This window comes from Pseudomonas sp. W15Feb9B, from assembly GCF_000828175.1.
Classification (GTDB): domain Bacteria; phylum Pseudomonadota; class Gammaproteobacteria; order Pseudomonadales; family Pseudomonadaceae; genus Aquipseudomonas; species Aquipseudomonas parakoreensis.
In genome coordinates this window covers 103,039-120,578 of record NZ_JTKF01000041.1, presented here as the reverse complement: position 1 = coordinate 120,578, position 17,540 = coordinate 103,039, and the positions used below count along the sequence as shown (strand labels likewise).

Genomic DNA, 17,540 nt, shown 5'->3' with positions numbered 1-17,540 from the left:
GGGGCGGGGAAAAGTAAAACTATTTGCCCGATGGGGGGTATCAGGGTTTGGCCGGGGCGACCAGTTGCGTGGTGACGAGGGCGGCGAGGGCGTTTTCTTCGCTGCCAAAACGGGCGAGCAAAGCAGCCTGTTTTTCCGGAGAGAGGCGCTGCCAGATCTCGATCATTTTCTCGGTGGCGCCGATCAGGACGGCGGCTTGGCTTTCGGAGAATTCGTCGGTCATGGCGGGCTCGGTTTCAGGCAGTGTGGAAAGCGCATCTTAGCGCTTTCCACACGGTCTGTACGGCGGGGTTTTACTCTTCGTGGTCGGCCTTGCGGCTGTCAACGGCTTCTTTCGGCTCGGGCTGTTGGGCACCGGCTTGTTGCGTGGTCGTCTGCTCAGGTACGTGCAGGCTTGGGAAGGGGAGATTAGGAATCTCGTGCATGGTTGCGCTCCTCGCTAAGTCTGTTGATAGATCTGGTAGATCCGCGCTTCTTGAAAGCCTGCGCAGGATACAGCAGGAAAAATGACAATCAGACTTTTAATTCAAAATAATGCGACAGATGGCCGCAGGGGGGGCAAAAACAACTGTGGGAGCGAGCTTGCTCGCGAAATCGGTGTATCAGTCAACATATCTGTCGAATGACACTCCGTATTCGCGAGCAAGCTCGCTCCCACAGGGGGTTGTGTAGCTGGATCTACTTGCTGACGTCAGCGATGGCTTGTGCCAGCAGTGCCAGGCGCGTGGCGTCGATCCCGGCGACGTTCGCCCGGCCCGAGCTGACCATGTACACGCTGTGCTGCTCACGCAGTTGTTTGACCTGCTCCGGCGACAAGCCGGTGTAGGAGAACATGCCGCGTTGCACGCCAATGTGCGCAAAACGCTCGCGCAAGCCGTGCGGTTCCAGCGCTTCGACCAGACCGCTGCGCAACTGCGCGATGCGCAGACGCATGGCTTCCACTTCGTCGGCCCAGCGGGCTTTCAGCTCCGGATCGGCGAGGATGGTCGCGACAACCGCTGCACCGTGATCCGGTGGCGTCGACCACAGGTTGCGGGCGATGTTGGCCAGTTGGCTGCGAATGTCGATCAGTTTGTCGGCGGTTTTCGCGCAAACAATCAGCGCCCCGGTGCGGTCGCGGTACAGGCCGAAGTTTTTCGAGCAGGAGCTGGTGATCAGCAACTCGGGCACTTCGGCAGCGAACAGCCGGGTCGACCATGCGTCCTGCTCCAGCCCGTCGCCAAAGCCCTGGTAGGCGAAGTCGATCAGTGGCAGCAGGTCACGCCGGCGCACGACGTCGAGCACGCGTTGCCAGTCGTCATGGTTCAGGTCGAAACCGGTCGGGTTGTGGCAGCAGGCATGCAGCAGCACCACGTCGCCTTGCGGCACTTCGTTGAGCACGGCAAGCATCGCATCGACGTCGAGGCGGTTGTCGCTGCCCACGTAGGGGTAGTGACTGACCTTGACCCCGGCGGCGGCGAAAATCGTTTCGTGGATCGGCCAGGTCGGGTTGCTCAGCCAGACGCCCTTGCCCGGCAGGCACTGGGCGATGAAGTCGGCTGCCAGACGCAGGGCACCGGTGCCGCCCGGAGTCTGGGTGGCGCCGGCGCGCTGTTCGGCGATCAGCTTCGAGTCGGCGCCAAGCACCAGCTCATTGATGACCTTGCCGAACAATGGGTTGCCGTGCCCGCCGATGTAGGTCTTGGTGTCCTGGCTTTCGACCAGTCGCGCCTCGGCAATTTTCACCGCTTCGGGGATCGGCGTCAGGCCCTGGGCATCCTTGTAGACGCCAACGCCGAGGTCGAACTTGCGCGGGTTAGTGTCCTGCGCATAAGCCTCCATCAAGCCGAGGATCGGGTCGCCGGGTACCCGGCCGATGGCGTCAAAGTGCATTACTTGCGTCCTTCTGCGGTCTTGGCCACTTCGTCAGTGCGCGCGGCCATGATGAAGTCGTTGCGGTGCAGGCCCTTGATCGAGTGGCTCCACCAGGTCACGGTGACTTTGCCCCACTCGGTCAGCAGCCCCGGGTGGTGACCTTCGGCCTCGGAGATTTCACCGACGGCGTTGGTGAAGGCCAGTGCGTGCTTGAAGTTCTTGAACAGGAAGACTTTCTCCAGCTGCATGATGCTGTCGCGCACTTCGATGTTCCAGTCAGGGATCTGCTTGATCAGGATCGGCAGTTCTTCGTCGCTGACTTGTGGCGCATCGGCACGGCAGGCTTCGCAGTGGGCTTGGTTCAAAGTGGACATGGTGTGATTCCTGAAATCGAGTGTGTTTTTTTTATAGAAACTATCGGCCCGTCAATGCCGTCACGCTAAACCAAAGTGGCGGCGACTGACAGACTCAATTGTCAGCAAAAGTCGCGGATCACGCGGCTTTCGGTTTTGGCGGAAACTTCGGTGCGTGCAACCCCAACTGCATGCCTTGCTTGACCATGCCCATGATGTCTTCGTGGGCCAGGTCGAACAGGCGCTTGAGGTTGGGCAGGACAAAATAAAGTGGCTGCAGGATGTCGATGCGATACGGCGTGCGCATGGCTTCCAGCGGATCGAAGGCCTGATGCTCGGGCTCGTCCGACAGCGAATAAACGGTTTCCTTTGGCGAGGACAGGATGCCGCCGCCATAGATGCGTTTGCCTTGCGGGGTGTCGACCAGGCCGAACTCGATGGTCATCCAGTACAGGCGCGCCAGGTACACGCGCTCTTCCTTGGTGGCCTGCAGGCCGAGCTTGCCGTAGGTATGAGTGAATTCGGCGAACCATGGGTTGGTCAGCAGCGGGCAGTGACCGAAGATCTCGTGGAAGATGTCCGGCTCTTGCAGGTAGTCCAGTTCTTCGCGGGTACGAATGAATGTAGCCACCGGAAACTGCTTGCTGGCGAGCAGTTCGAAGAAGGTCTGGAAGGGGATCAGTGCCGGGACGCGGGCAACCTGCCAACCGGTGGTCTCACCGAGCACCTTGTTGATCTCGCCCAGTTGCGGAATGCGGTCATGGGGCAGACCGAGTTTTTCGATACCGTCCAGGTATTCCTGGCACGCGCGACCCTCGATCACTTTCAGCTGGCGGGTGATCAGCGTGTTCCACACCGCATGTTCTTCGGCGGGGTAGTCGATAAAACCTTGCGCATCGGGCTCGCGGGCCACGTATTGCGTCTGCTTCATACTGCTCTCCTGCTAGGGGAATTCGTTCTTGTTATGTCCAGCGATGGGGTCAGGATTACCCGAGAGTGGGGCGAGATGCAGCAGGTTGAATGCGATCTTTGTAGGAATAATCACCGTATTTTGTAAATAAATCGTTACGCTTTGGCGGATATCTCGCGTTTGCGCTGATTTGCAGGTTTGAAAAGGGCTGTGGCTGTCACATAATCTTGACAACTATCTGCGCGCCTCGACAGAAAAATGGGTTCCGGGCGCACCGCAATACCCTGTGGGAGCGAGCTTTCTCGCGAAAGCGGCAGGTCTGACACATCAATGTCGGTGTGCTGACGCATTCGCGAGCAAGCTCGCTCCCACAGGAATTGTGTTCAATCCCACTTTGTCGGGTCATTCATATGCGTATCAAAGTCCACTGCCAGAACCGCATCGGCATCCTGCGTGACATTCTCAATCTCTTGGTCGAGTACGGGATTAACGTTGCGCGCGGTGAGGTCGGCGGCGAGCATGGCAATGCGATCTACCTGCACTGCCCGAACCTGATCAACATTCAGTTCCAGGCGCTGCGGCCGAAGTTCGAAGCGATTGCCGGGGTGTTTGGGGTCAAGCGCGTCGGGTTGATGCCCAGTGAGCGTCGGCACATGGAGTTGAATGCGTTGCTTGGCGCGCTGGAATTTCCGGTGCTGTCGATCGACATGGGCGGCTCGATCGTTGCCGCCAACCGTGCGGCCGCGCAGTTGCTCGGGGTGCGCGTGGACGAGGTGCCGGGGATTCCGCTGTCGCGCTATGCCGAGGATTTCGACCTGCCGGAACTGGTGCGCGCCAACAAATCGCGAATCAACGGCATGCGCGTCAAGGTCAAGGGCGACATCTTTCTTGCCGACATCGCGCCGCTGCAATCAGAGCACGACGACAGCGAAGCCATGGCCGGTGCGGTGCTGACCCTGCACCGCGCCGACCGCGTTGGTGAGCGCATCTATAACGTGCGTAAACAGGAACTGCGTGGCTTCGACAGTATCTTCCAGAGTTCTAAAGTGATGGCGGCGGTGGTGCGTGAAGCGCGGCGCATGGCGCCACTGGATGCGCCGCTGTTGATCGAAGGCGAAACCGGCACCGGCAAAGAATTGTTGGCGCGGGCCTGTCACCTCGCCAGTCCGCGTGGGCAGTCGCCATTGATGGCGCTCAACTGCGCGGGGCTGCCGGAGTCGATGGCCGAGACCGAACTGTTCGGCTACGGCCCCGGCGCGTTCGAAGGCGCGCGCGCCGAAGGCAAACTCGGCCTGCTGGAACTGACGGCGGGCGGTACGCTGTTTCTTGATGGCGTCGGCGAAATGAGCCCGCGCTTGCAGGTGAAGCTGCTGCGCTTTCTGCAGGACGGCTGCTTCCGCCGGGTCGGCAGCGATGAAGAGGTGTATCTGGATGTGCGGGTGATCTGCGCCACTCAGGTCGACTTGTCCGAGCTGTGCGCGCGCGGCGAGTTTCGTCAGGATCTGTATCACCGCTTGAATGTGCTGTCGCTGCACATCCCGCCGCTACGCGAATGCCTCGACGGTTTGACACCGCTGGTGGAACACTTCCTCGATCAGGCCAGTCGGCAGATCGGTTGCTCGCTGCCGAAACTGGCGCCGGCGGCGATGGAGCGTCTCAGTCACTACCACTGGCCGGGCAACGTGCGACAGCTGGAGAACGTGCTGTTTCAGGCGGTCTCGCTGTGTGATGGCGGCACGGTCAAGGCCGAGCATATTCGCCTGCCGGACTACGGCGTGCGTCAGCCGCTTGGCGATTTCTCGCTGGAGGGCGGGTTGGACGAAATCGTCGGGCGTTTTGAAAAAGCGGTGCTGGAGCGCTTGTATTCCGAGCACCCGAGCAGTCGGCAACTGGGTAAGCGGTTGGGGGTTTCGCACACCACCATCGCTAATAAGCTGCGCGAGTATGAGGTCGGTAAAGACCCTGCCGAGTAACCATTGTGGCGAGGGAGCTTGCTCCCGCTCGGCTGCGCAGCAGTCGTAAACCGGATCAATGCGGTTTGTCTGATACACCGTATTGAATGGGTTTGGGGTTGCTACGCAACCCAGCGGGAGCAAGCTCCCTCACCACAGGTTTTATTTCCATCCGCAAAAGTCGGGATTGCCGCCAAGCGGCATAACACCGCCGGTTTTTCGACTTCGATACATTTCCAATTTCCCCGCAAAACCCCGCAAGTCCTTTGTTTACCGGGCCGCAAGCCGCCAGAAAAAAGTTGGTCTGCAAATTGCTTATGGCTCAGCAGTACAGCGGTGGGCGGCAAACGTCCGGCATGCAGAGGAAAGAGTGTGGACAAGTACCTTTATGTGGCAATGACCGGCGCCAGTCAGAACGCACTGGCGCAAAAGGCCCATGCCAACAACCTGGCGAACATCTCCACCAACGGTTTTCAGCGCGACCTGGAGCAGGCGCGTTCGATGCCGGTGTTCGGTGACAGCTTTCCGGCGCGTGCGTTTGCCATGAGTGAGCGGCCCGCCACCGACTTCACCGCCGGTTCGCTGGTGCAGACCGGGCGTGATCTCGACGTCGCCGTGACCGGCAACGGTTTTATTGCCGTGCAGAACCCCAACGGCGGCGAAAGCTACGTGCGCACCGGCAGCCTCAACATCGACGCCCTCGGCGTACTGCGCGCCGGCAACGGCATGCCGGTATTGGGCAACGGCGGTCCGATCGCCGTGCCGCCGGAGCAGCAGGTCGAAGTCGGTGAAGACGGCACCATCAGTATTCGTGCGATGGGCGAAGGCCCGCGCGTCATGGCGGAAGTCGACCGGATCAAACTGGTCAACCCGGACATCAAGAACCTCAACAAAGGCCTCGATGGCTCGATCTACACCAAGGACGGCCAGCCGGCGCCGGCCGACGCCAACGTCAAACTGGTGTCGGGTTTCCTCGAGTCGAGCAACGTCAATGCCGTGGAAGAAATGACCTCGGTGCTGGCCCTGGCCAAGCAGTTCGAGTTGCACGTCAAGATGATGAACACCGCCAAAGACGACGACCAGGCCATGGCTCGGGTCTTGCAGATCAGCTAATTATCAGAACGTCGCGCCGTAAAACAGGCGCACGAGGAGAATCGAATGCTTCCGGCTCTATGGGTTGCCAAAACCGGTCTGTCCGCCCAGGACACCAACCTGACCACCATTTCCAACAACCTGGCGAACGTCTCGACCACGGGTTTCAAACGTGACCGTGCCGAGTTCCAGGACCTGCTGTATCAGATCAAGCGTCAGCCAGGCGCCCAGTCGACCCAGGACAGCGAACTGCCGTCGGGTCTGCAACTGGGTACCGGTGTGCGCATCGTCGGTACCCAGAAAAACTTCACCGCCGGCAGCCTGCAAACCACCGAGCAGCCGCTGGACATGGCCATCGACGGTCGCGGTTTCTTCCAGATCCTGCAGCCGGACGGCACCACGTCCTACACCCGTGACGGTACCTTCCACCTCGACTCCAACGGCCAGATCGTCAACGCCAGCGGTTTCGCCCTGGAACCGGCCATCGTCATCCCGAACAACGCGCAGAGCTTCACTGTCGGCACCGACGGCACCGTCTCGATCACCGTGCCAGGCAACCCGGCCGCTCAGGTGATCGGCAACCTGCAAACCGCCGACTTCATCAACCCGGCCGGTCTGCAGGCGGTGGGTAACAACCTGTTCCTGGAAACCGCTGCTTCTGGCGCGCCGCAAATCGGCACTCCGGGCCTGAACGGTTTCGGTACCACGCTGCAGAACACCCTGGAAGGTTCCAACGTCAGCACCGTTGAAGAGATGGTCAACATGATCACCACTCAGCGCGCCTACGAGATGAACTCCAAGGTGATCTCCACCGCCGACCAGATGCTCTCGTTCGTAACGCAGAATCTGTAATCAAGTCTATGGGGCGGCCTGAGGCCGCCAGCAACACCGTGAGGTAGGGTCATGAAACGCTTCGTATCTGTTCTGGCATTGGGTGGGGTCGTCTCGCTCGCGGGCTGCGTCGCACCGACGCCCAAGCCCAATGACCCTTACTACGCTCCGGTGTTGCCACGCACGCCATTGCCGGCGGCGGCCAACAACGGCTCGATCTATCAGGCCGGCTTCGAGCAGAACCTGTACAGCGACCGCAAGGCGTTCCGGGTCGGTGACATCATCACCATCACCCTGAACGAGAAGACTCAGGCCAGCAAGAACGCCAACTCCCAGGTGGCCAAGAACAGCAAGACCGGCATCGGCCTGACTTCGCTGTTTGGCGGCAGTGGCACCACCAACAACCCGTTGGGTGGCAATGATCTGAGCCTCGACGTCGGCTACAGCGGCGACCGCGCGACCAAGGGCGACAGCAAAGCGGCGCAGGGCAACACCCTGACCGGTTCGATCACCGTGACCGTGGCCGACGTGCTGCCCAACGGCATCATCGCCGTGCGCGGCGAGAAGTGGATGACCCTCAACACCGGCGACGAGCTGGTGCGGATCGCCGGTCTGGTGCGTGCCGATGACATCGCCACCGACAACACCGTGTCGTCGACCCGCGTCGCCGATGCGCGCATCACCTACTCGGGCACCGGTTCGTTTGCCGATGCGAGTCAGCCAGGCTGGTTCGACCGTTTCTTCCTCAGCCCGCTGTTCCCTTTCTAGGTGGCGACTTTGAATTTCAAGAGCCTCATGCTGGCGGCGGCCCTGTTGTCCGCTGCCTTTGGTGCCCACGCCGAGCGGCTGAAAGATATCGCCAGCATTTCCGGCGTGCGTTCCAACCAGTTGATCGGTTACGGCCTGGTGGTCGGGCTTAACGGCACCGGCGACCAGACGACGCAAACCCCGTTCACCCTGCAGACCTTCAACAACATGCTCTCGCAGTTCGGCATCAAGGTGCCGCCGGGATCGGGCAACGTGCAGTTGAAAAACGTTGCGGCGGTGTCGGTGAGTGCCGATCTGCCGGCGTTCGCCAAACCGGGTCAGCAGGTCGACATCACCGTGTCTTCGATCGGTAACTCCAAGAGCCTGCGCGGCGGCACCCTGTTGCTGACCCCGCTCAAAGGTATCGACGGCAACGTCTACGCCATCGCTCAGGGCAACCTGGTGGTCGGCGGTTTCGATGCCGAAGGGCGTGACGGTTCGAAGATCACCGTCAACGTTCCGTCGGCCGGTCGTATTCCGGGCGGTGCGTCGGTGGAGCGTTCGGTACCGAGCGGTTTCAACCAGGGCAACAGCCTGACGCTGAACCTCAACCGCTCCGACTTCACCACCGCCAAGCGCATCGTCGACAAGATCAACGACATGCTCGGCCCTGGCGTGGCGCAAGCCATCGACGGCGGTTCGATCCGTGTGACGGCGCCGCTCGATCCGAGCCAGCGCGTCGACTATCTGTCGATTCTGGAAAACCTTGAAGTGGACCCGGGTCAGGCGGTGGCGAAAGTCATCATCAACTCGCGCACCGGCACCATCGTCATCGGCCAGAACGTGAAAGTCTCGCCGGCCGCCGTGACCCACGGCAGTCTGACCGTGACCATCACCGAAGACCCGATCGTCAGCCAGCCGGGCCCGTTGTCCAATGGGCAGACGGCCGTGGTGCCACGCTCGCGGGTCAATGCCCAGCAGGAAGCCAAGCCGATGTTCAAGTTCGGCCCGGGCACCACCCTCGACGAGATCGTGCGGGCGGTGAACCAAGTGGGCGCGGCACCGGGTGACCTGATGGCCATTCTCGAAGCACTCAAGCAGGCCGGCGCGTTACAAGCCGACCTGATCGTGATCTGAGGACGGCGACCATGGATATGCGCAAAGGCAGTCTGGTGGGCACGGGCGATTCGGGTTCGTACTCCGATCTCAATCGTCTGAACCAGCTCAAGGTCGGCGACAAGAACAGTGATGCGAACATGCGCAAGGTGGCGCAGGAATTCGAATCGCTGTTCCTTGGCGAAATGCTCAAGTCGATGCGTTCGGCCACCGAGGCGTTGGGTAAAGACAACCCGATGAACACCCCGGCGGCCAAGCAATATCAGGAAATGTACGACCAGCAACTGGCGGTCTCGCTGTCCCGTGAGGGCGGGGGTATCGGTCTGGCCGACGTGCTGATGAAGCAGATGTCGAGGAACAAACCGCTGGCGCCAGGCGAGGCGGCGGCCGCGTCCGCCGCCAAGCAAGAGGCGGCGAAAGCGGCTGCGGTGCAGACGCCGATTGCCGCCGGCACGACCGCCACCAATGGGCCGTTATCGCGGCTCAATGGCGAGCGTCCGTTGTGGGCGTCGCGTTCCGGGCGTGTCGCCACGACCGAAGCCTCGCACAGCAATGACATGGCCATGATCAACAAGCGTCGTCTGGCCTTGCCGCCGAAACTGGCCGATCGTTTGCTCGCCGGTCTGGTGCCTTCCGCCACGCCGACCACCGCCAATGCCTTGCCGCAACGTGCCGCAACGACGGCCACCACCGGCGCCGGTCCTCTGTACAACGGCGACTGGTTGACCCGTGCCGAAGACGCCAAGGCGTCCGGCGGGCAGATGCAGATTTACGGTCGGGCAATGGCGCAGATTCCGCTGGCGCCGGCCAAGCGCGCGTTCAGCTCCGCCGATGAATTCGTCAACACCATGCTGCCGATGGCCAAAGAAGCCGCCGCGCGTATTGGCGTCGATCCGCGTTATCTGGTGGCGCAGGCCGCACTGGAAACCGGCTGGGGCAAATCGGTCATGCGTGCCCAGGATGGCAGCAGCAGCCACAACCTGTTCGGCATCAAGGCCAGCAGCAACTGGACCGGCGATTCGGCCCGGGCAATCACCAGCGAGTTCCGCAACGGGCAGATGGTCAAGGAGACGGCGCAGTTCCGTTCCTATGCCTCGTACAAGGACAGTTTCCACGATCTGGTGACTTTGCTGCAGACCAACAATCGCTATCAAGATGTCGTGAAGTCGGCCGATAACCCAGAACAGTTTGTACGCGAGTTGCAAAAGGCCGGTTACGCGACCGACCCGAACTACGCGACGAAGATTTCGCAGATTGCCAAGCAGATGAACAGTTTCGAAAACTACGCTGCGGCCGGCGTTTCAACGACGCCTCTATAAACACACGGTAAGGTTTGAATCATGAGTTTGCTCAATATCGGGATGTCGGGGTTGTCCGCGAGTTCTTCCTCTCTCGCGACCACAGGTAACAACATTGCCAACGTCGACACCGCCGGTTATTCACGCCAGCAAACCGTGCAGAGCACCAAGTCCTCGCAGCAGTTCGGCAACGTCTTCATCGGGACGGGGACGACCCTGGCCGACGTGCGCCGGGTCTACAATTCTTACCTCGAAAACCAGCTGCATACCGCCACCTCGCTCAATAGCGAAGCGGCTGCGTACGGTGCCCAGGCCACTGCACTGGATGCCTCGATGTCCGACACCAACACCGGCCTGACCGGTGTGCTGCAGAAATTCTTCACCTCGATGCAGGGCGTGGCGACCTCTGCCACGGACGACACTTCCCGTCAGTCGGTGCTGACCGGTGCGCAGGCGCTGACCAGCCGTTTCAATGCCCTGGCCAAACAGCTGAACGATCAGAACACCACGATCAACGGCAACCTTGCGGACATGACGTCGCAAGTGAACAAACTGGCCACCTCGATTGCCAATCTCAACCAGAAGATCGGCGAGATTTCCACCAGCGGCGGTCAGCCGAACGATCTGCTCGACAGCCGTAACGAAGCGGTGCGCCAGCTCTCCGAGCTGACCGGTGCGCAGGTCGTCGAGCGTGGCACCAGTTTTGATGTGTACATCGGCACCGGCCAGCCGCTGGTGATCGGCAATACCACCAACACCCTGAGCACCGTGCCGAGCAAGGATGATCCGACGCGCATGGCCATTCAGATGGACCGTGGCTCAAGCGTCATCGACATCACGTCGGCCATGAGCGGTGGCGAAATCGGTGGTCTGCTGACCTACCGCAAAGAAGTGCTCGATCCGTCGCTAAACGAGTTGGGCCGTGTCGCGCTGGTGGTGGCCGATCAGGTCAACAGCCAGCAAGCCCAGGGCATCGACAAGAACGGTGACTTCGGTGCAGCGATTTTCAACAACATCAACAGTGCCGCGCTGATCAGCCAGCGCAGCATCGCGCAGGCGGGCAACAGCGCCGGCTCGGGCAACCTCGATGTCACCATCAAGGACACCGGCAAGCTGACCACCAGCGATTACCAGGTGACCTTCACCAGCGCCACCAATTATTCGGTCAAGCGCTCCGATGGCACTGACATGGGCTCGTTCAGCACCACGACCACGCCGCCACCTGTGATTGACGGTTTCACTCTGGCCCTCAACGGCGGCGCCCTGAGCGCGGGCGACACCTTCAAGGTGACCCCGACCCGTAACGCGGCGAGCTCGATTCAGACCGTATTGACCGATCCGAAGAAAGTCGCGGCGGCAGCGCCGTTGACCGGCGTGGCCAGTGCCAACAATTCCGGTACCTACACCCAGCCGACGCTGACCGATTCGATTGACATCTACAACCCGGCGTCGCAGACCGAGTTGCAAAATGCGCTCAAATATTCGACGCCGGTCAAGCTGGTGTTCGGGGCGGTCGCCAGTGGTAGCCAGTCGTACAACATGGTCGACGCCAAGGGCAACACCATCGGTTCGGGCACCATCGTGCCGGGGCAGGCCAACACCTTGAACCTCAAGGTCGGCATGGTCGACTCCACCGGCGCGCCGGTGATGGACACCACGGTCACGCCGAACGTGCAGAAGACCTTCACCGTACAGACCACCGTGGGCGCGACGCCGAAGTCCGGCGAAACCTTCACCATCAACCTGACCGGCGCGGCCTCTTCGGACAACCGCAACGCCCAGGCACTGGTTGGCCTGCAGACCAAACAGACCGTGGACACCGGCAGCGGCAGCAAAGGCATCAGCCTGACCGACGCCTACAACAAACTGGTGACCAACGTCGGTACCAAGGCTGCGCAGAGCAAGTCCGACAACGACGCCACCTCGGTGATCCTCGATCAGGCCAAGGGCGCGCGTGATTCGCTGTCCCAGGTCAACCTCGATGAAGAGACCGGCAACCTGGTCAAGTATCAGCAGTACTACACAGCGTCTTCGCAGATCATCAAAGCTGCGCAGGAAACTTTCGCCACGCTGATCAACAGTCTTTAAGGAGTCGTAATTCATGCGCATTTCCACCGCCCAGTATTACGCGACGCAAGCTGCTCAATATCAGCGCAACTACAGTAAGACGGTCGCGACCGCCAACGAAGCGAGCAGCCTGCAGCGCATCAACACCGCTGCCGACGATCCGATCGGCGCCGGTCGTCTGCTCAAGCTGGGTCAGCAAAGTGCGATGCTCGACCAGTATCAGGGCAACATCGACACCACCAAGAGTGCGCTGACCGTGCAGGAGTCCACTCTGAATTCCATTACCACGGCTTTGCAGCGCGCCAAGGAAATCGGCCTGGCGGCCAACAACGGCATCGCCACCGACGACAACCGCAAGGCCTATGCGGCAGAACTGAGCCAGATCCAGCAACAAGTGCTGGGCCTGATGAACTCCAAGGATGCCAACGGCAACTATCTGTTCTCCGGTTCCAAGACCGATACCGCGCCGTACTCGCAAAACGTCGACGGCACCTACACCTACAACGGTGACCAGACCCAGATCAACCTGGGCATTGGCGACGGCATGTCGGTCGCGACCAACACCACCGGTTGGGATGCGTTCCAGCAGACCATCAACACCAGCCGTACGCAGACCAACATGACCGCTCCGGCGGTGGATGACGGTCGTGTGGTGCTGTCCAACGGTACGGTTGGCACCGCAGCGACCTACAACGCCAAGTTCACGGCGGGCCAGCCATACACCGTGGATTTCATTAGCAGCACGCAGTTGAAAATCACCGATGCCCTGGGCAACGACGTGACGTCCGAGGCCAGTCAGAACGGTCTGATCAGCAACAGCAATGGTGCCAACCAGACGGTCAGCTTCCGTGGCGTCGACATGAAGTTGAACATCAACCTCAAGGCTGGTGACACCAACCCGGACGCGGTCATCGCCGGTCACAGCTTCCAGCTGTCGGCCACGCCTGACTCGTTTACCACCGCGCGCAGCCCGGGCAACCCGTCGACGGCGGTCATCACCGGCTCCAGCGTGACCAACCAGGCGGCGTACAGCGCGGCCTTCCCGTCGGGCGGCGGCGCGGTGCTGAAGTTCACCAGCGCCACCGATTTCGACCTGTACGCGGCCCCTGTGACCGCCGACAGCAAGCCGGTGTCGTCGGGCACCATGGTCGGCGGCAACGCCACGGCCGCCGGTGTGACCTTCGCCATTGGCGGTACGCCGGGCGCGGGCGATCAGTTCTCGATCCAGTCCAACAACCACCAGACCCAGAACGTGCTCGACACCCTGGGCCAGATGGTCACGGCGCTGAACCTGCCGGTCGACGGTGATCCGGTGGTCAAGCAGCAGTTCCAGGGGGCCATGGAATCGGCGCTGGGTAACCTCGACAGCGCCTCCAACCAAATCGGCGCAGCGGTGACCTCGATCGGTGCTCGCGGCCAGTCGCTGGAGGATCAGAACACGACCAACCAGAGCCTGATCCAGGCCAACACCACGACTCAGGGTTCGATCCGTGATTCGGATCCGGCCGAGGTGATGACCCGCCTGACGTTGCAGCAGACCATGCTGCAAGCCTCGCAACTGGCGTTCAGCAAGATCAGTCAGTTGGGTCTGTTCAACAAGATCTGACGTCGGACGGGCGCCTCGGCGCCCGTTTGTCTCGTCCCTCAGTTAATGTTTTTTTGCGGTTTCATGGGCTCGCTTTACCGAGCGGGCTCGTACCGCCTGTGAGCCCGCCGTGAATCCACTTCCTCTCGTCAGTCTGGTCATTCCCGCCTTCAATCCGCGCTTCTTCGAGCGGACCTTGAACAGTGCGGTGAGCCAGACTTATGGCCAACTCGAAATCATTGTGTGCGACGACAGTCGCGGCGACGAGATCGAAGCCATCACCGCGTCTGTGACCGAACAGACAGGTGTGGCCGTACGCTACGTGCGCAATCCGCGGACGCTGGGGCTGGTCGATAACCTCAAGGCTTGTCTCGAGCAGGCGCAGGGCGAGTACATCAAGTTTCTGTGCGATGACGATCTGCTCTATTCCGCGTGCATCGAGCAGCAGGCCCATGAAATGCAGCGTGAAGAAGTCAGCCTGGTGGTGGCGCAACGGCTGCTCTGGGACGCAAACGACATCATTCTGCCGGCGCGCATCGAAAACACGCCGTTGTCGCCAGTCAGTGGCTTGCTCAAGGGCGACGACGTACTGGGCATCTTTGAAAAATTCCCGGTCAACGTGCTCGGTGGATTCAGCAATGCGCTGATGCGTCGTGCCGACGTCGTTGAGCTGTTGCCGGCATTGACCGAGGACGGCGCCTGCTTCGTCGCGACGCTGGATTTTGCCCTGTATGTCTGCCTGCTGCGGCGCGGCAATCTGGCGGTGTCCAACAGCGTACTCAGTGCCGAACGCCTCTACCCGGAGCGTCTGAGTGCACAGCAACCGATGAAGGATGCTGCGCAAGTCGAGCGTGAGTGGATTTCGCAAATGCTCAAGGCGCGCAGCGGTGAATCGGCGCCTGCTCCGGGATGGGTGCGTTATGTTCCGCTGTCCCGGGCCGATGAGTTGCCCCGGGTCTGGCAAGAGTTGCCCCTGAGTCGAACGCTGGGTTCCAAGCAGAGCCGTCAGGAGTGGGGAGTCGGCGTCAACAGCTTCAGCTTCGGCGAACTGTACGCGCAGTGGCTGGCATGTCGGGTGCTCACCGAGCAGCAACGTCACTGGTTGCCGGAAACGCTCGCCAGTTGGCCCTGCCAGCCGCGCATCGTACCGATCATCATTGACGGGCAGGGCAGTCGCGATGGTCTGGAGCGCACGTTGGAGGCGCTCGCTGCGCAGGATTATCCGCCAGAGCTGATCCTGGTCCTGTCCGCTTCGTGTACCGAGGCGCGGCTTGACGGGCGAGTGTTCCACATGCCGTTGCAGGATGATGGGCTGGAGCAGATCAACACACTGCTGCCGCAGCTCGAAGGGGCTGACTGGTTCTATCTGTTGCAGCCAGGCGATCGCCTGGTGGCGCCGGCGTTGCTGGTCATGGCCGACCGAATCGCGCACACCCCAACCCTGACATGTCTGTACGGCGACGAAGGTAGCCTGCGCAACGGCGAGTCGGCAGAACCTGCGTTCAAACCGGATTTCAACCTCGACCTGATGCGCAGTTATCCCTACGTCGGGCGCGCCCTGGCGTTCAAGCGTGAGCGATTTCTGGCGCTCGGCGGCTTTACGCCGACGTTTGCCGAACTGGCGCCGCATGATGCGCTGTGGCGGATGGTCGAGAACGACGGCTTGCACGTCGTGGGACACATCGCCGAAGTGTTGCTGGAGTCCAAATTCGACCTCTCCCAGTGGCTGACCGAGCCCGGTGTCGTGGCGCAAAGCCCGCGGATTCTCGAAGCGCATCTGCAACGCCTGGGGATTGCCCATGACATCCGCCGTGGCGGCAGCGAACTGCTCAACCGCGTGGATTATCTTCATGCGCGACGCCCGCTGGTGTCGGTGGTGATTGTCACTCAAGACCAGACGGCTGCATTGCAGCGCTGTGTTGAAACGCTGCTGGAAAAGACCGCTTACACCGAGTACGAATTACTGTTGGTCGACAACGGCAGCGAAAGCGCCGAGGCGCGGGTGTGGCTGGACGGTATGGCGCAACTGGGCAGTGAGCGGATTCGTGTGCTGAGCTATCCGCAAAAGGGCAATGCGGCGGCCGCGCACAACTTTGCGGTCAGCCATGCGCGTGGCGAGTATGTGTTGCTGCTCAATGCTTTTGCGGTGATCACGCAGGCCGACTGGCTCGACGAACTGCTCAATCATGCACAGCGCCCGGAAGTCGGCGTGGTCGGTGCAAAGCTGTTCAATCCGGACGGTGGTGTGTTGCACGCCGGGCTGATTCTCGGTTTGAACGGCCCGGTCGGTCTGCCGTTCTATGGCCAGCCCGTGCAGTCGGACGGGTACATGTTCCGCCTGCAAGCGGTGCATGACCTGAGCGCGGTTGGCGGCGATTGCCTGATGATTCGCAAGTCGGTCTTCGAGGTTGCCGGTGGGCTCGACGAACAGGATCTGAAGCAGACGTTGAACGTCGTGGATCTGTGTTTGCGGGTCGGCCGCGAAGGCTACCTGGTGGTATTGAATCCCCACGCCATGCTCGCAGTGGGCGCACGCCCGAGCGCCGCGGCGACGACTGAAGACGAAGCGCTGTTCGCCGAGGAAAGGGAAACCTTCTACCAGCGCTGGTTGCCAACCATCGCCCGCGATCCGGCCTACAACATTAACCTGACTCTGCAGGGGGTCGGTGCCACCAACTTCAGTCTTGAGCCTGGCCTGCGAACCGGTTGGAGTGCCTTTTCCAAAGCGCAGTTGCCGAATGTGCTGGTGGTGCCGATCAACGCCTCGGCCATCGGCCATTACCGCATGAGTCAGCCGATGATCGAGTTGCAGGCGGCTAACAGAGTCGAGGGGCGCATTTGCTACGGTTTGCCGTCGATCATTGATATCGAGCGCCAGTCGCCTGATGTGATCGTGCTGCAAGGGCGCTATTCGGAACACGCCATCGATGAAATCCCGCCTCTGAAAAAATACTTCAATGCGCGGCGCATCTTCGAGCTCGATGACTACGTCATCGACGTTCCCCATCGCAATGCGCACATCCGCAACATGCCGAGCAAGCAGGACATGGAGCGTATGGTGCGACGTGCCATCGGTCTGTGTGATCGTGTGGTCGTATCGACCCAGCCCCTGGCTAACGTGCTGTCCGACATGCACCACGACATTCGTGTCGTACCGAACATGCTGTCCAAGGACTTGTGGAGCCACTTGCGCAGTCAACGCCGCACCTCGAAGAAACCACGGGTCGGTTGGGGCGGCGGGACCAGTCACCACGGTGATCTGGCGGTGATCGCCGATGTGGTGCGCGAACTGGCCAACGAAGTCGACTGGGTTTTCTTCGGCATGTGCCCGGACGATCTGCTGCCGTACATGCATGAGTTCCACGGCGTGATCGATCTGGAGGTCTACCCGGCGAAGTTGGCCAGCCTGAACCTGGACCTGGCCCTCGCGCCGCTGGAATTCCACGTCTTCAATGACTGCAAAAGCAACTTGCGGCTGCTGGAGTACGGTGCCTGCGGCTATCCGGTGATCTGCACCGACACCGAGGCCTATCGTGGTTATCTGCCGTGTACCCGGATCAAGACCAACAGCACGGACGAGTGGCTGCAAGCGATCCGCATGCACCTGGCCGATCCGGATGCCAGTTACCGCATGGGTGATGAGTTGCGTGAGGTAGTGCTGCGTGACTACGTGTTGCGTGGCGATAACCTGCGGTATTGGGAGTATGGCTGGTTGGCGGATTGATCAATTCACGC

At 61.0% G+C, this 17,540-nt stretch carries 14 protein-coding genes; 9 read left to right on the top strand and 5 right to left on the bottom strand.

Features of this window, described 5'->3' with window-relative positions; all coding sequences use genetic code 11:
* Positions 1-40: 40 nt before the first annotated feature.
* The 5 genes from OC71_RS21105 to phhA all read right to left on the bottom strand — a co-directional run bounded on the left by OC71_RS21105 (position 41) and on the right by phhA (position 3,138).
* Positions 41-223 (bottom strand): hypothetical protein, encoded by a 183-nt coding sequence (locus OC71_RS21105; protein WP_007965516.1) that lies wholly within the window; start codon positions 221-223, stop codon positions 41-43.
* Between the two features lie 70 nt (positions 224-293).
* Entirely contained in the window at positions 294-425 is a 132-nt protein-coding gene (locus OC71_RS28550) for a hypothetical protein (RefSeq protein ID WP_256198933.1), read from the bottom strand.
* A 253-nt stretch (positions 426-678) separates the two neighbouring features.
* Entirely contained in the window at positions 679-1,872 is a 1,194-nt protein-coding gene (locus tag OC71_RS21100) for an amino acid aminotransferase (RefSeq protein WP_041073054.1), read from the bottom strand.
* A complete protein-coding gene (locus OC71_RS21095; protein WP_003222798.1) occupies positions 1,872-2,228 on the bottom strand; it encodes a 4a-hydroxytetrahydrobiopterin dehydratase in 357 nt (118 codons plus the stop codon). Before OC71_RS21095 ends, OC71_RS21100 begins: the two co-directional genes overlap by 1 nt.
* A gap of 118 nt (positions 2,229-2,346) precedes the next feature.
* Positions 2,347-3,138 carry a phenylalanine 4-monooxygenase gene (phhA, locus tag OC71_RS21090; RefSeq protein WP_041073052.1) on the bottom strand — a complete coding sequence of 264 codons (792 nt, stop codon included), beginning with the start codon at positions 3,136-3,138 and terminating at the stop codon, positions 2,347-2,349.
* Between the two features lie 389 nt (positions 3,139-3,527).
* Between phhA and OC71_RS21085 the strand changes: the two genes are divergently transcribed.
* The 9 genes from OC71_RS21085 to OC71_RS21045 all read left to right on the top strand — a co-directional run bounded on the left by OC71_RS21085 (position 3,528) and on the right by OC71_RS21045 (position 17,529).
* A complete protein-coding gene (locus tag OC71_RS21085; protein ID WP_041073049.1) occupies positions 3,528-5,090 on the top strand; it encodes a sigma-54-dependent phenylalanine hydroxylase transcriptional regulator PhhR in 1,563 nt (520 codons plus the stop codon).
* 351 nt (positions 5,091-5,441) lie between these two features.
* Entirely contained in the window at positions 5,442-6,182 is a 741-nt protein-coding gene (locus tag OC71_RS21080; protein ID WP_007965507.1) for a flagellar basal body rod protein FlgF, read from the top strand.
* Positions 6,183-6,227: 45 nt separating this feature from the next.
* Complete coding sequence (flgG, locus tag OC71_RS21075; RefSeq protein WP_003222804.1) at positions 6,228-7,013, top strand: flagellar basal-body rod protein FlgG; 786 nt, start codon at positions 6,228-6,230, stop codon at positions 7,011-7,013.
* A gap of 51 nt (positions 7,014-7,064) precedes the next feature.
* The gene (gene flgH / locus OC71_RS21070; protein ID WP_007965503.1) at positions 7,065-7,760 is read left to right on the top strand and encodes a flagellar basal body L-ring protein FlgH; all 696 of its coding nucleotides are present in this window, start codon (positions 7,065-7,067) and stop codon (positions 7,758-7,760) included.
* A 27-nt stretch (positions 7,761-7,787) separates the two neighbouring features.
* Positions 7,788-8,876 carry a flagellar basal body P-ring protein FlgI gene (locus OC71_RS21065; protein WP_161794916.1) on the top strand — a complete coding sequence of 363 codons (1,089 nt, stop codon included), beginning with the start codon at positions 7,788-7,790 and terminating at the stop codon, positions 8,874-8,876.
* An 11-nt stretch (positions 8,877-8,887) separates the two neighbouring features.
* The gene (gene flgJ / locus OC71_RS21060) at positions 8,888-10,174 is read left to right on the top strand and encodes a flagellar assembly peptidoglycan hydrolase FlgJ (RefSeq protein WP_041073047.1); all 1,287 of its coding nucleotides are present in this window, start codon (positions 8,888-8,890) and stop codon (positions 10,172-10,174) included.
* A gap of 21 nt (positions 10,175-10,195) precedes the next feature.
* The gene (gene flgK, locus OC71_RS21055; protein WP_041073045.1) at positions 10,196-12,241 is read left to right on the top strand and encodes a flagellar hook-associated protein FlgK; all 2,046 of its coding nucleotides are present in this window, start codon (positions 10,196-10,198) and stop codon (positions 12,239-12,241) included.
* 13 nt (positions 12,242-12,254) lie between these two features.
* Positions 12,255-13,826 (top strand): flagellar hook-associated protein 3, encoded by a 1,572-nt coding sequence (locus OC71_RS21050; protein WP_041073043.1) that lies wholly within the window; start codon positions 12,255-12,257, stop codon positions 13,824-13,826.
* A 109-nt stretch (positions 13,827-13,935) separates the two neighbouring features.
* A complete protein-coding gene (locus OC71_RS21045; protein ID WP_041073041.1) occupies positions 13,936-17,529 on the top strand; it encodes a glycosyltransferase in 3,594 nt (1,197 codons plus the stop codon).
* Positions 17,530-17,540 lie beyond the last annotated feature (11 nt).